14 protein-coding genes are annotated in these 24,173 nt (G+C 34.6%); 6 read left to right on the forward strand and 8 right to left on the reverse strand.

All coding sequences use genetic code 11. The annotated features are described in order from the left end of the window. Window positions 1-4: 4 nt before the first annotated feature. From BM383_RS08245 to BM383_RS08260, 4 genes are all read right to left on the reverse strand, one after another. Entirely contained in the window at window positions 5-1,216 is a 1,212-nt protein-coding gene (locus BM383_RS08245; RefSeq protein ID WP_093024645.1) for a glycoside hydrolase family 27 protein, read from the reverse strand. 77 nt (window positions 1,217-1,293) lie between these two features. Beyond that, window positions 1,294-2,328: an IPT/TIG domain-containing protein gene (locus BM383_RS08250; RefSeq protein WP_093024646.1), complete on the reverse strand. Its 1,035-nt coding sequence runs from the start codon at window positions 2,326-2,328 to the stop codon at window positions 1,294-1,296. Between the two features lie 33 nt (window positions 2,329-2,361). After that, complete coding sequence (locus BM383_RS08255) at window positions 2,362-3,894, reverse strand: RagB/SusD family nutrient uptake outer membrane protein (RefSeq protein WP_093024647.1); 1,533 nt, start codon at window positions 3,892-3,894, stop codon at window positions 2,362-2,364. An 11-nt stretch (window positions 3,895-3,905) separates the two neighbouring features. Next, a complete protein-coding gene (locus BM383_RS08260; protein WP_245766555.1) occupies window positions 3,906-7,031 on the reverse strand; it encodes a SusC/RagA family TonB-linked outer membrane protein in 3,126 nt (1,041 codons plus the stop codon). A gap of 402 nt (window positions 7,032-7,433) precedes the next feature. Between BM383_RS08260 and BM383_RS08265 the strand changes: the two genes are divergently transcribed. The 6 genes from BM383_RS08265 to BM383_RS08295 all read left to right on the forward strand — a co-directional run bounded on the left by BM383_RS08265 (window position 7,434) and on the right by BM383_RS08295 (window position 21,067). Further along, window positions 7,434-8,534: an SGNH/GDSL hydrolase family protein gene (locus BM383_RS08265; RefSeq protein WP_093024648.1), complete on the forward strand. Its 1,101-nt coding sequence runs from the start codon at window positions 7,434-7,436 to the stop codon at window positions 8,532-8,534. 14 nt (window positions 8,535-8,548) lie between these two features. Then, on the forward strand, window positions 8,549-9,928 hold the full coding sequence (locus BM383_RS08270) for a sialate O-acetylesterase (RefSeq protein ID WP_093024649.1): 1,380 nt from the start codon (window positions 8,549-8,551) through the stop codon (window positions 9,926-9,928). Window positions 9,929-9,934: 6 nt separating this feature from the next. Further along, complete coding sequence (gene bglX / locus BM383_RS08275; protein ID WP_093024650.1) at window positions 9,935-12,226, forward strand: beta-glucosidase BglX; 2,292 nt, start codon at window positions 9,935-9,937, stop codon at window positions 12,224-12,226. Window positions 12,227-12,285: 59 nt separating this feature from the next. Further along, window positions 12,286-15,063: a sugar-binding domain-containing protein gene (locus BM383_RS08280; protein WP_218157922.1), complete on the forward strand. Its 2,778-nt coding sequence runs from the start codon at window positions 12,286-12,288 to the stop codon at window positions 15,061-15,063. A gap of 72 nt (window positions 15,064-15,135) precedes the next feature. Continuing rightward, window positions 15,136-17,493: a glycoside hydrolase family 95 protein gene (locus BM383_RS08285; protein ID WP_093024651.1), complete on the forward strand. Its 2,358-nt coding sequence runs from the start codon at window positions 15,136-15,138 to the stop codon at window positions 17,491-17,493. Between the two features lie 1,408 nt (window positions 17,494-18,901). After that, complete coding sequence (locus BM383_RS08295; protein ID WP_093024653.1) at window positions 18,902-21,067, forward strand: TonB-dependent receptor; 2,166 nt, start codon at window positions 18,902-18,904, stop codon at window positions 21,065-21,067. A gap of 589 nt (window positions 21,068-21,656) precedes the next feature. Here BM383_RS08295 and BM383_RS18815 read toward each other — a convergent pair. From BM383_RS18815 to BM383_RS08310, 4 genes are all read right to left on the reverse strand, one after another. Continuing rightward, on the reverse strand, window positions 21,657-21,833 hold the full coding sequence (locus BM383_RS18815; protein ID WP_177229092.1) for a hypothetical protein: 177 nt from the start codon (window positions 21,831-21,833) through the stop codon (window positions 21,657-21,659). Between the two features lie 678 nt (window positions 21,834-22,511). Then, window positions 22,512-23,072, reverse strand: a complete 561-nt coding sequence (locus tag BM383_RS08300; protein ID WP_093024654.1) for a DUF3347 domain-containing protein — start codon at window positions 23,070-23,072, stop codon at window positions 22,512-22,514. A gap of 15 nt (window positions 23,073-23,087) precedes the next feature. After that, on the reverse strand, window positions 23,088-23,540 hold the full coding sequence (locus BM383_RS08305) for a heme-binding domain-containing protein (protein ID WP_093024655.1): 453 nt from the start codon (window positions 23,538-23,540) through the stop codon (window positions 23,088-23,090). Beyond that, a complete protein-coding gene (locus BM383_RS08310; protein WP_093024656.1) occupies window positions 23,541-24,170 on the reverse strand; it encodes a DUF3347 domain-containing protein in 630 nt (209 codons plus the stop codon). Window positions 24,171-24,173 lie beyond the last annotated feature (3 nt).

Consider the following 24,173-nt stretch of genomic DNA (forward strand, 5'->3'; position numbering starts at 1 on the left):
TAATTTATTTTTTACTTAGCGTAATCATTAACACATCATGTACGCCTATACTAGCTTTTAAAGACTTTTTAGTAGTTCCTATATTTTTATGTCCAAACAAATCTCTTATGGTAAAAGTATTATTTTCAACTTGCATAAATTGTTGACTTACATCGTCACCAATCGGATGTTTGCCCCAATCAAAATCAATTTGAGCCACGGTATCATTTTTATTGATAAAGGCAATTGCCCATCCTTCATTTTCCATTGGCTTCACCCAAATTTCAATATTATCTTCATTAGAAAATCTAAATCCTGGAATTCCTAAACCATCTTTATTTACGTCTATTACCTCGCTATTGGTTAAGGTGTTTAGAGTTTCTTTAGACATAGAACGTACATCGTTCCCCATCATTAATGGAGAATTTAAAATGCTCCACATGGCAAAATGGCTTCGGTCTTCTGCAGCTGTCATGCCATTTCCTACTTCCATCATATCATAATCATTCCAATGTCCAGGACCCGCAACTTGACGTGTTTTTTCATTTTTCCGCATTTCAATAATTTTCCAAATTCCAGATGAAGACCATGATCCATGACCAACTTCACAATCCCAACAATTAATGATATCACCGGTTATTCTCCACATATGGCCAACATCTTTAGCCCATTCCCATGGTTTGTTATCGCCCCATTCACAAATACTAAACAAAACTGGTCTACCTGCTTTATACAATGCGTCTCTCATAGTAAAATAGGATTCTTGCGCATTCAATTCAGAGGTATCGCACCAATCATATTTTAGAAAATCTACCCCCCAAGAAGCATATAACCTAGCATCCTGGTACTGATGTCCTCTACTCCCCGGATATCCGGCACACGTTTTATTACCAGCACAATTGTACAAACCAAACTTTAATCCTTTTGAATGTACATAATCTACCAAAGCTTTCATTCCACTAGGGAATTTTTCTGGATCAGCTACTAAATTTCCATTTGGATCTCTTTCTTTGGTCATCCAACCATCGTCTAGTACTATATATTCATAACCGGCATCTTTCAATCCTAATTCTACAAATTTATCTGCTATACCTTTTACAAGGTCTTCATTTATATCTGTAGCAAATGTATTCCAACTATTCCACCCCATTGGAGGCGTATTGGCAAGACCCTCAAATTTTTGTGCATTTAAAAAGGTGCACACGCTTAAAAATAACACTAATACTATTTTGTTCATATTATCAAACTTTATACAAAAAGCATCTAAAGTACATAGATGCTTTTTTAAATGAATTAAACTAATTATGTGAACTTCTAAAGAAATCCTAGATTATCTATATACAATGTATTACCAGAACCACTGTACTCTTGAATAGCGAATGCTTGAATTTCTGTGATATTAAAACTTGACAAATCAAAAGATAGAGTTTGCCACTCTCCAGCTGTTAAAGATACCACCTGTACATTTGTTGAGTAATCATAATTCATTGAGATTAGAATATTACCATCAGATACTGCATATACATCAAACTGTAGCATTGAGTAATTAGAAGCATCAATGGTACCACCGCCGTTACCTACCTGAAAAGCACTCCAGCCGGCAATTTGGGTTTCTAGTGCATAGGTACCTCCATTTACATGTGTTGTATTTGCAAAGTCGTTGGTTTCGCCCCAACCGCCACTCCACCAGTCGCTATTCAATGCGTCATCATAGATGTAATACGAGAGTCCTCCGAAGAAATCTTCTGATACTGTAGCTCCGGCTGATGTTGTTACTGTGATCTGAACCGGTTCTTCTATTTCAGGGGCAGTTACTACTATTTCTGAATCTGAAGAAGAAATAATGCTTGCTTCTGCATCTCCAAAATATACACTTTCTAAGTTATTAAACACCTCACCTATAATGGTTACTTGAGTACCTGCGCTACCAACTGCAGGAGTAAAAGATGTTATGGTTGGTGCTGGTTGTAAAATATCAAAACTATACGTTGCCTCTCCACTATTGGTAACCACACGAATTGCCTCTGGAGAATAATCGTATGGTGTTTCGGCATCTATGGTTACTAAAATTACTTCATTTGTTACATAGGTAGGGTTAAAGTAAGTATCATAATCATTAAAGTAAATATGCTCTAAACCAGAAAAACCGTTTCCACGTATGATGTACATATTTTGTCTAATTCCGGCAACTACAGCCGAATCGTTACTAGCAAAACTTACACCTGTGATCTCTGGATTAGAAAAGTCATCGTCATCATCATTACAAGAGGTAAACAGCGTTGTTAGCAAAGCAACTATACATAGTAATGCTAACTTTGTTAGGGTATGTAAAGAATTTATTTTTTTCATTTCTATGCGATTTAAATCATTAATATGTTCAAATTAATTTGGAAAATCATAAGACACAGCATCCTCTAAAAGCAATGGATTAGAAGCAGACTCGTTAGACGGTATTGGATAGACCAAATCTTCTGCTGTAGCTGTGTAATATTGCTCATAATTTTGATCTCCTCTATTTTGATTGCTCAATAGAGTTAACAGTTCATTTTCTGACAACAATCTTTGTAAATCGAACCAATATTCACCTTCAAACGCAAATTCTCTTCTTCTTTCTTGTAAAAGAATCTCATTTGTTAAGGTAGGCAAATCTACTAAGCCTGCACGTGCTCTAACTTGATTAAAATAAGCTAAAGCAGTTGCATCTGTAGTAGAACCAGCACCTGCCATAGAAGCCTCTGCGTAGATTAGCAATACATCTGCATACCTCATTATATAGGTATTGTTAGAGGTCATTCCCCATGTATCGTATTCATCTTGACCACCTACCACATATTTTTTAATTGCAGACCCAGAGGTAGCAGCAGAAATATCATCTGGAACCGTAAATTGTTCTCCATCACTTGTATATAGGTTCTCATATGTATGTCCTGGAATCATTATATTTTCTATTTCTCTATCATCTCCTGTAGGATAAATATCTAAGATATCTTGAGATGGTCCAAAAACATTCCAGTCGCCAATATTACTTAAACCATAACCAGCTGCAGAATTGGCTATATTACTTTGATTTCCGCTACCATAATCTGTAGAAATACACCATTGTATAGAGAAAATAGACTCTTGATTGTTATCGTTTTCAGTTAAAAATAAATCTGCATAATTATCTAATAATTGAAACTCTCCAGAGTTAATTACTTCTGCTGCCATTGTTTTTGCATCTGTATATTTTGCTTCACTTAAATACACTTTGGCCAACATTGCTTTTGCACTTCCGACAGAAACTCTTGCATTGTTTTCAAAATCAGCTCCTCTTACTTTTTCAGGTAATAAAGCAATGGCTTTTTCTAAATCAGTTTCTATTAATGTATAAATATCTTCTTCATGATTTTTATACACTTGTGGACTATAAATATAATCGTTTGCATTTTCTATAATTGGCACTTCTTTCCAGAATCTTACCAAGTAGAAATAGGCAACAGCTCTCATGAAATAAGCTTCTCCTTTAACAGCATTTATAACATCTTGACTTACACTAGCATCAACTTTGTCATCTAAATTATTAATTATCTCGTTAGATTGTGCTACTACTGAATATAAGCTTCCCCAGGTATCATCTAAATTAGAGTTAGATGATGTTACTGAAAACTGAATAAATGGTGTATGAGAATAGTTAAACATATCTCCGGAAGCAACTTCCGTCATTACCCAAAAGGGTGTATTAAACATACCCCACCAGGGTTTAAAGTACAATGGTGTGATTCTAGATTCTACTTGTTCATCTGTATAGTAGAATTCATCGTCTGAATAACTATCTTCTGGTGGACGCTCTAAAAAATCTTCACTACAAGACGATACAAATAGTACGAGCAACAGCGCCAAACTAATTTTATTTATTTTATATGTAAATAGTTTCATTTGTTATTTTATTAAAATTCAATATTTAATCCCATAGTATATGTTCTTGGAGATGGGTAACGACCATTATCTATACCCATTAATAGCGCATTTTGATTGATAGATCCTACTTCAGGGTCGTATCCTTTGTAATCTGTAAACGTGTATAAGTTTTGAACACCTCCGTAGATTCTTAATCTAGACATCTTAATTTTTGATATCAAATTTGTAGGAAAGTTATACCCTAAGGTTACGTTTTGAATTCTTAAATAAGATCCATCTTCTACAAAACGAGAAGAGATTCTGTTGTTATTATGATCTTCTAATTGTGGTCTAGGTAATTGTGCATCAGGATTGTCTACAGACCAAAAGTCTGAAGCTTCTGCTAATTGATTGATGTATAAATTTGAATTTCTAGTACCATATTTTCTTGTTAGGTTCAAAATGTCATTTCCGTAAGAACCTTGTAAAAATACAGATAAGGTTACTCCCTTATATTCAAAGTTATTTGTAAACCCATAGGTAAATTTAGGATGAGGGTTTCCGATATAGGTATAATCATCTTCATTTACAATACCATCACCGCTTACATCTACGTATTTTACATCTCCTATTTCAGGTGTTTCACCAAAATAAGTACCCGCATTGGTTACCTCATCGTCACTTCTTAACAAGCCATCTGCCTGTAAACCATAAAATTGCCCTATTGCCTGTCCTACTACAGAATTGGTTACTGTTATATCGTTATAATTAATATCTCCAATAGTTTGAATTAGATTTAAATCCTTATTCATTTTAGTCAACTCATTTTTATAAGTTGAAAATATTAAGGTAGAATTCCATGAAAAATCATTTGTTGAGGTTCCATAATTCAAAGAAATATCCCATCCTGTATTCTTCATTTCACCAACATTCACTGTAGGGTTACTTAAGCCACCTTCCCAATTACTATTTCCTGTTAGGTATTCTGGTAATGGAATTGTGTATAAGAAATCTTTAGAGACCTTGTTATACCATTCTACAGTAAACTTCAGTTTATTATCTAAAAAGCCCATATCTAAACCAATATTAGTTTGGTGCATAGATTCCCATTTTAAATCTGGATTACCAAGGTTAGATACTAAAAACCCTACTCCCGTATCCGTTGTAAAGGAATACAATGAAGATCCGTAAGCATATCCTCCAATATTCTGGTTTCCAGTTTGTCCATAACCAACTCTAAGTTTTAGATCATCTAAAAATTTCACATTACTCATAAATGATTCATTAGAAACTCTCCAAGAACCAGATATTCCAGGAAAATATCCCCATCTGTTTTCTTTAGAAAATTTTGAAGACCCGTCTGCTCTATAGGTAGCTGTTATACTATATCTATTATTGAAGTCATAAATTAGGCGTCCAAAAAATGATAAAAGAGAAGAGCTTCCTTTATAATCATTAGATGTGGTTTCGTCTGCTACATCAAGTGCATGAATTTCATCACTAACAAATCCATTCCCTTGTGATATGACACCTTGCCAAGCAGATTCTGAAGCCTCTTGCCCTAATAATAAAGTAAAACTATGTTTGCCTACTTTTTTATCGTAAGTAACTAAATTCTTTAAGTTCCAACTATACCAGTTTTGTCTTCTTACGTTGTAAACAGCTTCTTCTGTACTTAAATACTCTGCTTCCGGAGTATATTTATCAAATTCACTAAATTCAGTGTTACCTCCAAACTCAAATCTATATTTAAGCCCTTTAATAATATCTGCTTCTAAGTAGGTGTTTCCGAAGAAATTTTTTCTAACCAATTCAGTATCTACGGCCAGCGCCATAGCTAGTGGGTTGTTAAAATTAATTCCTAAATTATTTTCCTCTTGCGCCTGAAAATCACCATCGCCAGCATAAGCTGCCAAATCAGGAGCAGATAAAATACTGTAGTTAATGATCCCGTTACTACTGGAACCAAAAACCAAGTCCTCATTGGTAACACCAACAGATAAATTAGCACCAACACGCAACCAATCTTTAAGTCGGCTATCAACGTTTGTTTTAAAGGTATAACGTTTTAGTCCTGAACCAATAATAGTTCCTTCTTGCTTTAAATAACTACCCGAAACATAATAAGAGAATAAATCTTTTCTACCAGATAATGAAATTTGATGATTTTGTGTAACTCCGGTTCTGAATAGTTCTTCTTGCCAATTGGTACCTGCTCCTAACAATTCAGGATAAGTAAACTCTACTCGTGGCTCTAAACCATATATTTCTGCTAATGCGTTCTGCTGAGTAGCGTATTGTTGTAAATTCATCACATCCAAAAGCTTACTCTGAGTTTGGTAAGTTAAATAAGAATCGTAGGTAATTTTACCAGTACCTTTTTTTCCAGATTTTGTAGTAACAATAACAACACCATTAGCACCACGAGAACCATAAATAGCAGTAGCTGAAGCATCCTTTAATACTACAACGCTTTCGATATCATTCGGATTTAAGGCTGTTAAGGGGTTAGTAGTAGTCTCTCCTTCACTTGTAAAATCAGATCCAGCAATAGGTCTTCCACTCGTAGCAGTATTTCTTGCATCTCCCGAAATAGGGATCCCATCTATAACATATAAAGGTTCATTACTTCCTGTTAGTGAAGTAGCACCACGGATACGAACCGAAACAGCTGCTCCAGGTTTCCCTGAATCTGAAGTTACCGACACCCCAGCAGCCTGTCCTTGAAGCATTTGGTCTACCGTAACTTTTGGTTGCTCTTTGGTATTTTCTAAATCTACTACAGCAACAGCACTATTGATTTGTTCTTTTTTCTGGGCACCATAACCAATAATAACCACTTCATCTAGTTTTTCAACGTTTTCTTTTAAAACGATGTCTATTTTAGTTTGTTCGCCAATTGTCACCTCATGTGTAGTAAAGCCAATAAAACTAAAAACCAAGGTGGCACCTTTGGTAACGGTAATGGTATAATTACCATCAAAATCTGTTGTAACACCATTTTTGGTACCTTTTTCTAAAACAGTTACTCCCGGCAATGTAACATTTGCCTCATCAGTAACTACACCGCTTATCTCTATCTGAGCGAATGCAGTTGTACTAAAAAGAATAAGAGACATATACAATAACGTATAGTGCCAACTTATTTTGTTCTTTCCTAAAATAATTTCCATCATTTTATTTTACAGTTTACATAGTTGTTTGTTAATTGTTTAAATTACAACATAAAAAATATTGATTACTAAATATATTATGTCATTTTTTATCAAAACCAAAATTATTGCATAAACCGCCTTGTCAGTAGTATTATTTTGTCATTTATTAATTCAATTTTCTCTATGACCATCTTTTTTTTGAAGAAAACCAAAATTTATGACCATTGTTTTTAAAAAAGTAATTAGAATTAAATAGTATTTAATATACTTTTCACATTAAAAACCTTATAAATGTGAAAATAACATTTATAAATTATAATCTATACTTTTTTTGACATTTTCATATTATTAAATGCCATTTTAAATCAACTACATAATATAAAGGAAGTGTAAATTTGTATTTATTAGCATAAATTTATTAAAATGAAATCCATTAACACCATTATTTTGTTGCTTTTAGTAACGACTTTTCATACAACAATAACATTTTCTCAAAAATCAACACCAGAACGTTCAACTGATACTTTTTTTACTACTCTAGGCAGAAGTATACACAAAAATGGAAAAATTACACTAATAGGCTCTGGTTCTTCTACAACGTTTACTACAAAAAGTAAGAAAGCTACACTGCATCTGTCTACAGACGGGTTTACTCCTTATAATTTCATTGTAGTAGAAGTAAACGGCAACCCCATAAAAAGATATAAACTATTAGCAAATCAAGATAACAAGATTCGTTTAACCTTTACAAAAAAGCTAAATAAAGTAGCCATTTACAAGGCAACCGAAGCTTGTATGGGTGATGTATATATTACTAATGTAGAAACTAAGGAATTTGTGCTTCAAGAAACGAAAGCTCCTGATTATAAAATTGAGTTTATAGGAAACTCTATAACATGTGGTATGGGGGCTGATGATACAGAAATAGCTTGTGGTTCTGAAAATTGGTACGACCAGCACAATGCATACTATGCGTACGGACCTGTACTTAGTAGAAAGTTAAATGCTAACTTTTTATTGAGTTCTGTTTCTGGTATTGGAATGTACAGAAATTGGAACGATGAAAACAAAGAAGAACCTATTATGCCGCAAGTTTACGACAATCTATACCTTAATTATCATAAAAATGCTCCTTACAAATATAATTTTAATCCTGACTTAATAAGTATTTGTTTAGGTACTAACGACTTATCTGACGGGGACGGAGTTAAAGAACGTTTGCCTTTTAATAAAGAAAAATATACGAGTAACTACATAAAGTTTGTAGCTAATTTATATGAGCATTATCCAGGAGTTAAAATTGTTTTATTAAATAGTCCTATGGTTTCAGGTGAGAAAAACGATGTCTTTGTTTCGTGTCTTGAAAAAGTAAAAGCTCACTTTGAAAATAAAGATGAAAAGATATACATGGTACTTATGGAGGGAATTAATCCTAAAGGTTGTTCATATCACCCAGCTATAGAAGATCATCAGCAAATTGCGGATCAGTTATATCCTGAATTCAAAAAAATACTTTCAAAATAAAAAAACAAACTTCCATGTTCACAAAAACAATTAGCTTACTTTGTTTACTACTCTTACCTCTAATATCTGTAAAAGCAGCTATAAAACTACCTGCTGTATTTTCAGACCATATGGTATTGCAACAAAATACCAATGTAAAATTTTGGGGTTGGGCAGATCCTAATGAAGAAGTTATTATTTCACCATCTTGGACAACAAAGAGCTACACCACTACCGGAAATAATTTAGCAGAATGGAATACAGAAATAGCGACTCCTAAAGCCGGCGGTCCTTATTCAATTACATTTAAAGGATATAATTATATAGAAATCAAAGATGTTTATATAGGAGAGGTCTGGTTTTGTTCTGGTCAGTCTAATATGGAAATGTCTGCTTCTTGGGGGATTGAAAATGGTGAAGAGGAAATACAAAAATCGCAATACCCAGAAATTCGCTTTTTTAAAGTTCCAAAACTCAGTGCCGATTCACCACAAAACAATCTCCCTGCGAATTGGGATGTATGTACCCCAGAAAGTATGAAATACAATAGTGCTCTTTCATATTATTTTGCCAGAAAACTACAAGACTCTTTAAACGTTCCAATCGGTCTTATGGTTTCGGCATGGGGAGGTACTCCAGCAGAGATTTGGATACCCTCTAAAGTAATTCAGGAAGATGCCCTTTTAACATCAGAAGCTAACAGATTACAACCCAATGAATGGGGACCTATACAACCTGGAAAAGCATTTAATGCTATGGTAGCACCACTAACACAGTACCATATCGCTGGTTTTCTATGGTATCAAGGAGAAAGTAATGTAGGGTCTACAAACTATGACCTTATTCTTACGGCTTTGATTAACTCTTGGAGAGAACTTTGGAAATCTGAAAATCTTCCTTTTTACTTTGTGCAAATTGCGCCTTACAACTATGAAGGAAGTACCGACGCAGGAGCTAAGATAAGAGACGCCCAACGCAAAGTTGCCCACGATGTTGCAAATACTGCCATGGTTGTTACTAGTGATATTTCAACAACCGATGACATCCATCCTAAAAACAAAAAATCTGTTGGAGAACGGTTGGCTAACATTGCCTTAAAAAACACTTATAAAACATACGATGGTGTTATTGCCGGCCCCACATTCAAAAAAATTGAAGTAGAAAAAAATAAAATCATCGTTCACTTTACCAACAACGAAGGATTATACTTTTCTAACAAGGATAATCAATTTGAAATAGCTGGAGAAGATGGTGTTTTTCACACTGCAAAAGCAACCATAAAAAACAATACCATTTATCTAAAATCAAAACAAGTTAAAAACCCCGTAAATGTGAGATTTGCATGGGGTAATACAATACAATCTAACTTATTCAACAACGCAAAATTACCAGCATCATCATTTATAGCACACTAAACAAGTATGAATAAATTTTTCTCCCTTTCTTTAATCCTTTTTATATTAACAATAACTATTAATTGTACGGCACAACAAAAACAAATCATGAGCAAAGACACTAAAAAAACAATAGAAGAAAAAGTAGATTCGCTACTTAATATTATGACCTTGGAAGAAAAAATTGGTCAAATGAATCAATACAACGGATTTTGGGATGTAACAGGCCCTTCTCCAAAAAGTGGTAACGAAGCTAAAAAATACGAAGATATTAAAAAGGGATTGGTAGGTTCTATGCTTACCGTTCGTGGAGTTGATCAGGTTCGCAGCGTACAAAAAATTGCTGTTGAAGATACGCGTCTTGGTATTCCTCTTATTATTGGTTTTGATGTAATTCATGGATATAAAACGTTAAGTCCTATTCCACTTGCCGAAGCTGCAAGTTGGGATTTAGAAGCTATTGAAAAATCTGCTAGTGTTGCTGCTTCTGAGGCGGCAGCTTCTGGTATCAACTGGACTTTTGGTCCAAATGTAGATGTTTCTCGTGACCCTAGATGGGGACGTGTAATGGAAGGTGCCGGGGAAGACCCGTTTTTAGGTAGTAAAATTACCACAGCCAGGGTTAAAGGATTTCAGGGAGATGACCTATCTCAGGTAAATACCATTGCTGCCTGTGCTAAACACTTTGCAGGTTATGGTTTTTCTGAAGCCGGAAAAGAATATAATACCGTTTCTATAGACCGTAGTACCCTTTACAATGTAGTGCTACCGCCTTTTAAAGCTGCTGTAGACGCTGATGTTAAAACCTTAATGAACTCTTTTAACGAGTTAGATGGGATTCCAGCAACTGGAAATAAATTTCTTCAAAGAGATATTTTAAAAGACAAATGGGGCTTTAATGGTTTTGTTATTTCAGACTGGGCATCTATTAAAGAAATGATTAGTTGGGGACATGCAAAAGATTTAAATCAGGCAGCAGAACTAGCCGTAGAAGCTGGTTGTGATATGGATATGGAATCGTATGCGTATGTAGATGAGCTAGCTAAACTGGTAAAAAAAGGCAAGGTAGATGAAAAATTAATTGACGATGCTGCACGTAGAATTCTTACCGTTAAATATGAACTAGGTTTATTTGACGATCCTTATAAATATTGTAACGAAGCATTAGAAAAAGCAGTTATAGGTAGTGATGAAAATAGAGCTGCTGTTCTTGACATGGCTAAAAAATCAATCGTATTACTTAAAAACGAAAACCAACTATTACCACTTCCTAAAGAAGGTAAAAAAATAACCGTTATTGGAGGTTTAGCAAATGACGATAACAGTATACTTGGTAGCTGGAGAATTGCATCAGACGATCATTCAGGAGTTTCCATTTTAGAAGGACTACAAAAATATACAGGGAATCAATTAACCTTTAAAAAAGGTGCCGATGTAACCGTAGGAAAAACTGCGTTCACAGAAGAATTAACCATTAATACTACCGATACTTCTGAAATTAAAGACGCTGTACTAGCCGCTAAAGATGCCGATATAGTTGTTATGGTCTTAGGAGAACACGGATTCCAAACAGGAGAAGCAAGAAGTAGAACAGAACTGGACTTACCAGGAGTACAACAAGAGCTTTTAGAAGCCGTATATGAGGTAAATAAAAATATTGTTTTAGTATTAACCAACGGAAGACCATTAACCATTAACTGGGCTAGCGAAAACATACCAGCCATTGTAGAAGCATGGCAATTAGGTACAGAAACCGGTAATGCAGTAGCGCAAGTACTTTACGGTGATTATAACCCAAGTGGAAAATTACCAATGACCTTCCCTAGAAATATAGGTCAAATTCCTATTTACTATAACCACAAACAAACGGGTCGTCCGGTAAATGCAGATAACAATGTATTCTGGTCTCATTATAGTGATGTAGCAAGTACACCTTTATATCCATTTGGATACGGTTTAAGTTATACCACTTTTGAATACAGCAACTTAAATGTTAGTAAAACTAATTTTAATGTAGAAGATACCATTGAGGTTACATTTAATCTTAAGAACACTGGTAACTATGCTGGTAAAGAAGTAGCACAGCTATATATTAGAGATCTATTTGCATCAGTTACGCGCCCAGTAAAGGAATTAAAAGGTTTTGAACTAGTTTCTCTTAACGCCGGTGAAACTAAAAAAATAACACTAAAGCTTACCAAAGAAGAACTTGGTTTTTATGACAACAATGGTGATTTTGTTATTGAACCAGGAGATTTTAAACTATTTGTTGGAGGAAGTTCTGAAACTAGTTTAGAAACAGAAATTACACTTAACTAATTTAAAACATGACATTCATGAGGAATGTAAAAAATATGCTTACTAAAACTTATTGCCTAATGTTGGCAATAAGTTTTGTTGCTTGTACTACCCCCGAAAGGAAATTCAGAACTAAACTGAAACTAAGTGGTGAGTGGGAATTTGCTCTGGATACTGCCAATATCGGTATAAAAGAAAAATGGTTTGCCAATTCATTTTCTGAAAATGTTTCGTTACCCGGAACAACTGATACCAATAAGAAAGGATTCGTAAATACAGATACTACTACCCTACACCTTAATCGCCCCTATACCTACGAAGGAGCTGCCTGGTATAGAAAAAAAATATTGATACCAGAAGATTTTAATGGTAAGCATGTAGAACTATTTTTAGAGCGTACCAAAACAACTCAAGTTTGGTTTGACTCTACATTCATTGGTAGTTCTAAGTTATTACAAACCCCTCATATTTTTGATCTAAGTAATCTTATTACTCCCGGAGAGCATTATATCACCGTGATGGTAGATAACAATTTAAAACTTACCCCATATGGTAATGTTCATATCTACAGTGATGATACACAAACCAATTGGAATGGTATTATTGGGGATATGTATCTTGAAGCATCTCCTAAATTACATATTACCAACCTTCAAGTATACCCTGATATTACCAAAAAAGCTGTTGATATTAAATTTGGGCTTGCTAATAATCTTACTATTAAAAAACAAAATATTAAAATTGAACTTATTGTTAAGGAAACTTTTAAAGGCAATGTAAAAAGATTACCCGTTAAAACCATAGATACAACCTACTCTCCAACCTTAGAATTATCATACACCATTGGGGATTATTGTAAATTATGGAGTGAATTTAGTCAACCTTTGTATGAATTAGAAGTTGTTATTTCAAACGAAAAAATCAAGGATGCCCAAAAAGTAACTTTTGGTATGCGCAACTTTGATACTAACGGAACCAAATTTACAATTAACGGTACCACTACATTTTTACGTGGTAAACACGAAGCCGGTGTATTTCCAATTACAGGTTACACCCCTACCGATGTTGAAGAATGGAAACGTGTGTATCAGATAGCCAAAACATACGGAATTAATCATTACAGATTCCATACGTATTGTCCACCGGAAGCTGCTTTTACTGCAGCAGATGAAGAAGGCATTTATTTACAAATAGAACTTCCTTTTTGGGGTGGTATGGATGCAGATTCAATAGCAGCTATGCAATTAGAAGAAGGCTATGCCATGCTAGATGCGTATGCTAATCACCCATCGTGTGTAATGATTTCTCCCGGTAATGAAATATGGAGTGGACATGATAGCGTTGAAAAAAATATGGTTACGCTTAAAGCTTACGATAACAGACCACTTTACACCATGGGATCTAATAACAATATTGGTTATGTAGAACCAAGAAGTTATGTAGACTATTTCGTAGGGTCTCGTACTCCATCAGACGGAGATACTATTAAAACACATACACGATTAACACATGCGTATGCAGATAGCAATGAAGGAGGTATGCTAAATACCCTTGAACCTTCTACTAAAATAAATTTTGACTATCCTGTTTCACAACTTAATATGCCAATTATAAGCCATGAAATTGGTCAATACCAAATATATCCTAACTATAGCGAAATTGAAAAATATACAGGTGTTTTAAAAGCCTGGAATCTTGATAAATTCCGTCAAAGTTTAGAGAAATCAGGCATGGCCGATATGGATAGTATTTTTCAAAAGGCTTCTGGAGCTTGGTCAGCAATTTGTTACAAGGCAGAAATGGAAGCTGCCCTAAGAACAAAAGGATTAGGTGGTTTTCAATTGCTAGACCTTCAGGATTTTCCCGGACAAGGTACGGCTCTTGTAGGCGTATTAGATGCCTTTATGGACTCTAAAAATGTAGTTACCCCTGAAACATGGAAACAATCTTGCAATGATGTGGTACTACTAGCTGAATTTGATAAATTCTGCTATACCAATGAAGAAAGTTTTCAGTCATCAATTGTTTTATCTAATTATTCACAAGAGACTGTAAAAAACACTGCTATTAAATGGATTCTTAGAGATAAAAACAAGCAAGTGATTAAAGAAGGGTTATTACCTGAAAGTACTTTTTCACAAGGAACATTAACAACTGCCGGAAACATAACTATTAATTTGGCAGATGTGGTAACACCATCAGAATTAACCTTAGTACTTAAATTGGAAGGTACCCACTATACCAATAAATATCCATTATGGGTATATCCAACTAACAACCCAATTAATTCAAATAATATTTTAGTAACGGAGACACTCAACAAAACTACTTTAGAAAAACTTGAAAATGGTAGTACAGTATTGTTGTTCCCTACATCAGAAATGGTAAAAGAAAACAGTTTCGCCGGTCATTTCCCTCCAGAGTTTTGGAATTATGGCATGTTTAAATCTATTAGTGAAAATGTAAATAAACCAATATCTCCTGGAACTTTAGGTCTTTTAATGGATCCTAAACATCCTTTATTTGATCTGTTTCCTACTGAATTTTATACAAATTGGCAATGGTTTTCTATCATCAAAGAAAGTAATTCATTAATTTTAGATACCCTACCAAAAGATTATAAACCAATTATTCAAGTAATTGATAACCTAGAAAGAAACCACAAGCTAGGTATGATTTTTGAATTTAAATTTGGAAAAGGAAAGTTACTTGTGTGTACCTCTCAACTTGAAAATATTTCAGAGGAACATCCGGAAGCTAAACAACTTTATAATGCTATAATCACGTATATGCAGTCAGCCGATTTTAATCCGGCTACAAGCATAAATGAAGAAGAATTAAAACAATTATTCCATTAAAAGAATCATATGAACTCTCATTTTTCAACATACTTTAAACTACAAATAGTACTTTGTTTTAATACCTTTTTTATGGCTAATAGTGTACTAGCTCAATCAAACCTAATGATGTGGTATGATAAACCTGCCTCCTATTTTGAGGAAACACTAGTGCTAGGAAATGGAAAAATGGGAGCTACAGTTTTTGGTGGTGTTCAAACAGATCAGATTTATTTAAACGATGCTACATTATGGTCTGGAGAGCCTATCAATGCTGCAAATAATCCGGAAGCTAAAAGCTACATTCCTATAATTAGAGAAGCCTTAGCGAATGAAAATTATAAAGCAGCCGATTCTTTAATGCGATTTGTTCAAGGTGCATTTTCAGAATCATATGCCCCACTGGGTACATTAAAAATCAATTATGAGAATCAATCTGAATATAAAGATTACTATCGTGATCTAAATTTAGCAGAAGCTATTTCAACGGTTAAATACAACAGTAGTGGTACCGACTTTCAAAGAGCATATTTTGTTTCTCACCCTGATCAGATAATGGCTATAAAGCTTACTGCAAATAAAAAGAAACGTATTAATTGTAGTATTAATTTTGAAAGTCAACTGAAGTATGATATTACTTCTAAAGGCCAAATACTTCAAGTAAATGGTTATGCTCCTTATCATGCAGAACCAAGTTATAGAGGAGATATGCCTGATGCTATTTTATTTGATAAAGATAGAGGAACTAGATTCACCACATTATTACAAGCAAAAAATAAGGATGGAAAGGTAACAGTAGATAATGGAAGTATTCATATTAAAAATTGTTCTGAAGCTATTATTTATGTAGCCATTGCAACCAGTTTTAATGGTTTTGATAAAAATCCGGCAACAGAAGGCATTGATAACAAAGCAATTGCTAAGAACAACTTAGAGAAAGCTTTTCAATTATCTTATAACTCTTTAAGAGAAAGACATTTAAAAGATTACAGCAGCTTATTTAATAGAGTTACATTACAATTAGGAAATGACGAAACTCCTAATTTACCAACAGATAAAAGATTACTAAACTATTATGACGGTGCCGATGATAAAAACTTGGAATCTTTATACTTTCAATTTGGAAGATACCTTTCTATTGCATCATCAAGGACAAAAGAAGTTCCTGCCAATTTACAGGGAATTTGGAATCCGTACATGCGTCCGCCATGGAGTAGTAATTACACCCTAAATATTAATGCTGAAGAAAACTATTGGCTAGCTGAGACCGGGAATTTATCCGAATTACATACTCCTTTACTAGGTTTTATTAAAAACCTTGCTAAAACAGGTGAAATTACTGCTAACACATATTATGGGGTTAATGGTTGGACAACCGCTCATAATTCTGATATCTGGGCTACAACAAATCCTGTTGGTGACTTCGGCCAAGGAGACCCTAACTGGGCTAACTGGAGTGCTGGTGGTGCTTGGTTAGCTACCCATTTATGGGAACATTATGATTTTACCAGAGATACCACCTATTTAAAGGAAGATGCCTTTCCTATTCTTAAAGGGGCAGTTACCTTTTGTTTGGAATATATGATTAAAGATAAGAATGGAAAGTGGGTAACCTCTCCTGCCAATTCTCCGGAGGCCAAGTACATTACACCCGATGGATACGTGGGGGCTACTTTATATGGAGGTACTGCAGATTTAGCTATGATTCGTGAGCTTTTTATTGACTATATAAAGGCTTCTGAAACCTTAGGTATAAAAGATTCATATTTAGAGCAAGTAAAATCAGTTTATACCGATCTACATCCTTATCAAATAGGAAAGAAAGGTAATTTACAAGAATGGTATTATGATTGGGAAGATGAAGCCCCACATCACCGACACCAATCACATCTTTTCGGATTGTATCCGGGTAACCATATTTCTCCTTTAACAACACCGGATTTAGCTGAGGCTTGTAAAAAGACATTAGAAATAAAAGGAGATGAAACCACAGGATGGTCTAAAGGGTGGCGTATTAATCTTTGGGCGCGTTTAAGAGACGGTAATCATGCCTACAAAATGTATCGCGAATTATTGAAATATGTAGATCCTGATAATTTTGATGGTACACATGGTGGACACGGTGGTACCTACCCTAATTTATTTGATGCTCACCCTCCTTTCCAGATTGATGGCAACTTCGGTGGTGCTGCAGCTGTTATAGAAATGCTTTTACAATCTACAAGCGACAAAATATATCTGTTACCAGCACTACCAGATGCTTGGAATGAAGGAAGTGTTTCCGGAATTTGTGCTAGAGGTGGTTTTGAAATTTCATTTAAATGGAAAAATAAAAAAGTATATGACTTTACTATCTCATCTAATGTTGGTGGCACAGCAACTATTGTTTACAAGAACAAAACTTATCATATTTCTATACAAAAAGGAGCTACTCAACAAATAGAACTCTAGAAAACACCAATCCTGTGATGGTTTTTAAATCCCTAATTTGAGTAGTATTATGTAATTTACCTGTTTTACTAAAATTGAGGTTATTACCATAAAACAACTGAAAAATTCAGCGAAAAGATATAAAACAAGAAAGGCTTTCCGAAATGGAAAGCCTTTGTCTTGTGATCGCGCTATGATAGAGCGGGTACCATCTTTCTTTTGGTAGTTCGATTTCAGCTTTATTTTATAGGTTAACTTCTCAATCATTTTCATTGAGTAGTGTAGTGAGTAGTAATTTGCAAAATTTGCTTCTCTGTTGTACAAGTATTCCATAGCGATTTCAGTTTGAAAAGTGTATAAACAACAGAAGACGAGCTAGTTAAGGTTATTAAACCTAAACTAAACTCGTCTTCTTTATAAGCAATAGTGATCGCGACAGGATTACTATATGTATTTTTAATTAGCTGCTAACTAAATATTTACAACATCAAAACAGTAAATGATTGATGCATTGCATATTATAACAATCGATATTTATGTAAAGGTATATATTTCAAATAAAAATAAAAGCAAATTATGTTAAAATAAATTGAAATCGAGTAACTCTTTATCTCTCCAACTTTAAAGTCAAAAATGAATTTAAGTTTATCAATTGCATGATATATCATACTATCATATGATAGTATCAAATAATTATCTATTAAAATAAATAGGATAATACTTACCATTACTTACTATATTAAACTTTACACAGCTACCTTGTAATTCATCTAATTGTTTAAATTCTCGCTTTAAGTCTATAAATTAATAAACCATACTTATATGATATAGGGGGGTTCCCTGAAATTTTCACCATTGGGAAACTTAGAAAATTATATGAGTTACCGTTGAGCAATAAACGGTTTACAGATATTTAAAAAAACGGTCTCTAAAAAAAACTCCTAAAGTACTTGCTAAAGAATTAAAGCTGTCGAAATAACAACTAATCCAACGCATAGTTTATGATGAATACAAAAATTATTCTCCTTTATAGAAGTATTAGAATATACTTATCTTTGAAGCCTAATGAAGTATTGGATCCTCTATATGGCTATGCTTACCTTGTTCGCTGCAACTGTTCCGTGTTGTGGCTTTATAGATCATTGCAGTGAGGATGTCGCACAAAGTAGTGACTCCCATCAGGAGGAACATAATACCTGTAATAACTGTTCTCCCTTTTTTGCTTGTGGCAGCTGTTCGGGCTGTATACTTCCTCCGCAAACGGTGGCACAAGAAATGACCATACCATTAGCTACTGAAAAAAAAGAAATCATCCATTTCAAAACCATTACTCCTTTTCGCATTTTAAAGTGCTTGTGGAAACCTCCACGCCTGGACAGCTAACTATTCCTAGGTTTACTAAATTTTTTTCACTTTAAAATTGATTCACATGAAATTATTTTATGGGATGCTCTTGCTATGTTTTTATAGTCAGGTATCCTTTGCGCAACATACCTTACAAGTAACTGTAAAAGATCAAAACACAAAAGAACCACTGATCGGAGTTTCGGTTTTGTTTCCTGAACTACAATTAGGTACGGCTACCGATGACAAGGGTATCGCAACCCTTACCAATATCCCGGAGGGAACCTATACCCTACACATTCAATATTTAGGGTACAAAACCCAACGCTTGCAACAAGTGATTCCAACATCACAAACAACACCTTTGACCATTTATCTACAAGAAAATGAAGAAGAAATGAAAGAAGTGATTGTAACCTCTACCCGTAGCAGCCGCACCATTGAAGACATCCCAACACGGGTGGAAGTGATTGCCGGGGAAGAGCTGGCTGAAAAAGGCAATATGAAACCCGGAGATATCCGTATGCTCCTCAATGAAAGTACCGGTATCCAAACGCAGCAAACTTCGGCGACAAGCTACAATTCCAGTATTCGTATTCAAGGACTCGATGGTAAATACACTCAACTACTCAGAGATGGACTTCCCCTCTATTCCGGGTATTCCGGAGGCCTGAGTCTGATGCAAATAGCACCACTGGATTTGCAACAAGTAGAAGTAATCAAAGGATCTTCTTCTACCCTATACGGCGGTGGTGCCATTGCAGGATTGGTCAACTTAATCTCTAAAAAACCGGAAGACGAGCGCCGTTTGGATTTTATGGCCAACGGAACCTCTGCCTTAGGATTGGACCTTAGTGGATTCTACAGTGAAAAATACGGCTCTATAGGGACTACGGTATTTGCTTCCTATAACAAAGGAACTGCCTATGATCCGGCAGATATTGGCCTGACCGCCATTCCTAAATTCGATCGGTTTACTTTAAACCCGAAAATCTTCGTGTACCTAAACAAACTAGCATTCAATGCAGGTGTCAACTATGTAACCGAAGACCGATTGGGCGGAAACATCGATTATATTCAGAAAGATACACCTAGCGGTTATTTTGAACAAAATAAAACCGATCGGATTTCAACTCAGTTTCAGGCGGTTTATACGCTTCAAGAAAACCAACAAATGACACTCAAAAACAGTGTGAGTTTCTTTGACCGAAGCATTACTATTCCGGACTACGAGTTCTCAGGAAAACAAGTATCTTCATTTTCAGAAATCAATTTAAGCACCTATTCTGAAGCTACCGAATGGATTGTAGGAGCTAATCTCTGGACAGAACATTTGAAGCAAACACAAAATACCTCCGGAGAAAACCTTGGCTATTCCAATAGTACTGTTGGTGCCTTTATTCAAAATACTTGGAAAATGGCCGAACCCTTGACACTGGAAACCGGACTCCGCACGGATTATCAATCGGATTACGGATGGTTTGTCTTACCCAAATTTTCATTGTTATATGAACCTACCCATAGGCTAACATTACGTTTGGGAGGTGGTTTGGGCTATAAGACCCCTACGGTATTTACCGAAGATGCGGAGAAACTACAATTTCAAAACATCCTCCCGATAGATACAAACCACACCAAAGCCGAAGAGTCACTGGGAACCAGTCTGGATATTAATTACAATTGGCCTATTTCAGAGACCATTGGTCTCAGTACAAATGTGCTATTTTTCTACACCCGTATCAATGATCCCTTATTATTACAGGCTACGGGTAGCAACCAATACCAGTTTGAGCAACCTGAAGGATATATGCAAACCCGAGGTATGGAAGCCAATATGAAATGGAGTTACCGAGATTTTAAACTTTTCATAGGCTATACTTATGCCAATGTAGACCAACATTACAACGGTGAAAACACCACCTATCCCTTAGTTTCCAAACATCGACTGAACAATGTCTTGATGTATGAAAAAGAAGATAATTTTTGGATAGGATTGGAAGGCTACTATTACAGTCCACAACAACTCAATGATGGTACCACCGGAAAAGCGTATTGGATTGCCGGAGTAATGTCTGAAAAGAAAATTGGCGAACATTTCTCGGTATTTCTCAATTTTGAGAACCTACTCGACACCCGACAAACCCGATTTGATACGATTTATACCGGAAACCTCAACGATCCGCAGTTTCGGGATATCTATGCTCCCGTAGATGGATTTGTTATCAACGGAGGATTTAAACTCACTTTATAAACTAAAAAAATAGCGCACAGCACCTTACTGTGCACTATTTTTTATCCTTGTGATCTCAAAAAAAGAGGTTGATATCATATTTTATTAAAATATTGAATATCAATCTCTTAATCCTTTAAGTAATATCAAAAAAAATTACTTTGTCGGGGTGGCAGAACAAGACCCACCCCATATATCATTGAATATCAATATTTTAAACCCTTAAAAAAGTCAGGTAACCGTATAGGTAACGACCGTTAATTTGACCGTATATTTTGGGAAAAATAGACAAAAAAATCTCTTAATTTCAACACTTCATCTACTTTAACATTTTAATTATGACAGTTTACTACAGTTTGAAATATTAGATTACTTTTTCCATTACAAATTCTAACTTACCATTTTTTGGGCAGGTTCTAATCGTAGATTTTTTTAAACGAACTTATACTTAGTCAACCTTTTATCACCAGATTTAAGTAAAACACCATTAGTCCCAGTATCTTTAAATCTCTACTTGCTGTAGCTAAGGAGATATCTTTGTTATAACGCAGGTAGTCTTAGCGCGAAAACTCAGCATCCCCTATATACGCTTTAATGAGACTTATACTTTTTAAAACAATTCTATACCTGCATTTAAAAAAGAAAAATAGTAAGCTGCTACAACAGCGATAACAAATATTAATACCATAACAAACAGACCAATAACTTTATCTTTCACTGTTATAACATTTTTAACCATACGTTTATTCCTTTCTATTTTTCTTCTATTTCTTCTATTCTCACTCATTGCTATTCTTCTTAATATTACACATATCAAGGAATGCCATAATTGTATTCACAAAGGAAAGTTTTATACTTAGTGATAAAAACTGCAATTCTATTGTAAGCCAAGTAATAAGGTATATTATTGATGAATCAATACTCTGAGATAATTTTTAAGATTTTAAATTGATGGCTATTATATCATTAATTTATGGTGATTGTGTCCAATTTTACCATAAGCTGAATTATAACCAGAATGATCTATTTCACCATAACTAATTTTCCCTTGTTAATCGAAATGATTTTTGTAGTTACGATGTCTATGATTTTTTAAATTTATTTAAACATACTATCTGCATACTTACCCCGTAAACAAATACTTTTAATTACCAAAAACAGTTTCGATTTATACACTATGGTTTCATATTTTTGTTCTTTTGACCATTTTCAGGATGATTATATTTTAAAAACCTAATTTATTTTATATCTAGGGATTTAATAACTAAATCGACTTTAGCTCTATTAATCAAATCAATTTCTCTTCTGCAATAATCTTATAATTGACACGGGAAGGAATTAGCACTGACAATCAACTATTTTCCTTCCCGTGACAAGACTTCATGAAAATAACACCTTCATAAGACTACTACCTTTCAGTTAACTAATTAACAAGAAAGATTCCTAATACTAGGAAAAGGGTTCTCTAATTAATAACCCTTTTTACCTTTCCACACTTCGACATTTTACTGCCATAATATGGATTCCTTACTTGGTCACTACTACTCAACCAAGAGCTACCTCCATTATACATTGGGCAAAACTGCTCATACAAAGCGCTTGTTGTACCTGTAATGGATTCCATATCCATTATATTCTTACTTAAAGCTTTAAAATGCTCTCTTTGATGATCTATTTCACTTTTTGAAATATGTTCTGCGTGTTCCTTGGCATCCTCAATAATGTCTCGCAATTCTTTTTGTTCTTCTGATGTATAACTAGACTCATCAAATTCTTTTAATGAAGCAGCCAATTTAGCACCTTCAATCGCAGCCTTTTTGGTATCATCTGCTACTAAGGCATCTTTTAAGCTCAAATAATCATTTAATATAGCCTCTGCCTTTGCATCACTCTTCATATTCATCGCTTTACTATGATCCATTTTCATGGTTGCGTGATTGTGGTTCATTTTTTTCTTTTCCTGTGCATTGGTAAAAGAAACTACTAACAATAGCATTGCTGCTATACTCATTTTAAAATTTTTCATTTTATCTTTTTTTAATTATAAACTGTCTTTTAAATTTTCCATATACTTAACAACCTTCTGGGTTTCTTCTTCAGAAAAAGTGGCCTTCTTATGAATTAAAGTATAGGAAGCCATAGGCATCTCACCACTTTCAATCTGTTTAATGATTGACCTTAGCTTGCTTGCTTTTCTTCGACTGGAAAGAGAATCCCATTCATTGAAGTTCAACTCTGCTTTCCCTTCTTTGATATGCCCTTCTAAAAACCAAGCTATGGGCTGCACTTTATTGTACCAAGGATATTGTGTGTTATTACTGTGGCAATCATAACAAGAGATCTGCAATTTGTTCTTGATATCACTTGGAACATCATTAACCAACATAAAATCTGTTGGTGGCACAATATCGCTTTTGTTGCGTTCTGTGGGCATAAACTGTATGCCCACGAATACTACCACTAAAATCAATGCTATGATTTTTACGATTTTCATTTAGTTGATTTCCTTTTGTACCTTTCCACAGGTTAACATTTTACCGCCGTAGTAAGGGTTTTTAATATCCTTGCTCATACTTAACCAGGTACTGCCGCCATCGTACATTGGGCAGAATTGTTCATAGAGTGTCGTTTTAGTTCCTGTAATGGCCACCATATCCGTTATATCCTTGCTCAAGGTTTTAAAATGTTCACGTTGATGGTCCATTTCACTTTCGCTAATATGCTCTGCATGCTCAACTGCGTCCTCTACAATTTCCTTTAGTTCTGATTTTTCTGCTTCCGTATATTTAGAAATATCCAAACTTCCTAAACTTGTGGCCAAAACGGCTCCTAAATTTTTCGCTTTTGCGTTGTCATCTGCTACCAAAGCGTCTTTAAGATTGAAATAATCATTTAATACGGCTTGTGAGGTACCATTTCCATTCATTGCCATCTCCTTTTTTTCACCGTCGTGGTGTCCATCACTATTATCGTGATTCATTTTTGAATGGTCTTCATCCATATTCGTTTCTGAATGATGGTCTGTTGAATTGTTTTTCTCATTTTTTGCATCTTTACAAGATACTGCGGTCAGGGTTACAAATGTTATTGCAACCACTCCTAATACTAATTTTAATTTGCTCATTTT

The organism is Pustulibacterium marinum, assembly GCF_900116665.1.
Classification (GTDB): Bacteria; Bacteroidota; Bacteroidia; order Flavobacteriales; family Flavobacteriaceae; genus Pustulibacterium; species Pustulibacterium marinum.

Coding starts and splice junctions, on each gene's coding strand:
- BM383_RS08245 (WP_093024645.1), bottom strand. CDS start 1,216: ATGAACAAAATAGTATTAGTGTTATTTTTAAGCGTGTGCACCTTTTTA.
- BM383_RS08250 (WP_093024646.1), bottom strand. CDS start 2,328: ATGAAAAAAATAAATTCTTTACATACCCTAACAAAGTTAGCATTACTA.
- BM383_RS08255 (WP_093024647.1), bottom strand. CDS start 3,894: ATGAAACTATTTACATATAAAATAAATAAAATTAGTTTGGCGCTGTTG.
- BM383_RS08260 (WP_245766555.1), bottom strand. CDS start 7,031: ATGATGGAAATTATTTTAGGAAAGAACAAAATAAGTTGGCACTATACG.
- BM383_RS08265 (WP_093024648.1), top strand. CDS start 7,434: ATGAAATCCATTAACACCATTATTTTGTTGCTTTTAGTAACGACTTTT.
- BM383_RS08270 (WP_093024649.1), top strand. CDS start 8,549: ATGTTCACAAAAACAATTAGCTTACTTTGTTTACTACTCTTACCTCTA.
- bglX (WP_093024650.1), top strand. CDS start 9,935: ATGAATAAATTTTTCTCCCTTTCTTTAATCCTTTTTATATTAACAATA.
- BM383_RS08280 (WP_218157922.1), top strand. CDS start 12,286: ATGTTGGCAATAAGTTTTGTTGCTTGTACTACCCCCGAAAGGAAATTC.
- BM383_RS08285 (WP_093024651.1), top strand. CDS start 15,136: ATGGCTAATAGTGTACTAGCTCAATCAAACCTAATGATGTGGTATGAT.
- BM383_RS08295 (WP_093024653.1), top strand. CDS start 18,902: ATGAAATTATTTTATGGGATGCTCTTGCTATGTTTTTATAGTCAGGTA.
- BM383_RS18815 (WP_177229092.1), bottom strand. CDS start 21,833: ATGAGTGAGAATAGAAGAAATAGAAGAAAAATAGAAAGGAATAAACGT.
- BM383_RS08300 (WP_093024654.1), bottom strand. CDS start 23,072: ATGAAAAATTTTAAAATGAGTATAGCAGCAATGCTATTGTTAGTAGTT.
- BM383_RS08305 (WP_093024655.1), bottom strand. CDS start 23,540: ATGAAAATCGTAAAAATCATAGCATTGATTTTAGTGGTAGTATTCGTG.
- BM383_RS08310 (WP_093024656.1), bottom strand. CDS start 24,170: ATGAGCAAATTAAAATTAGTATTAGGAGTGGTTGCAATAACATTTGTA.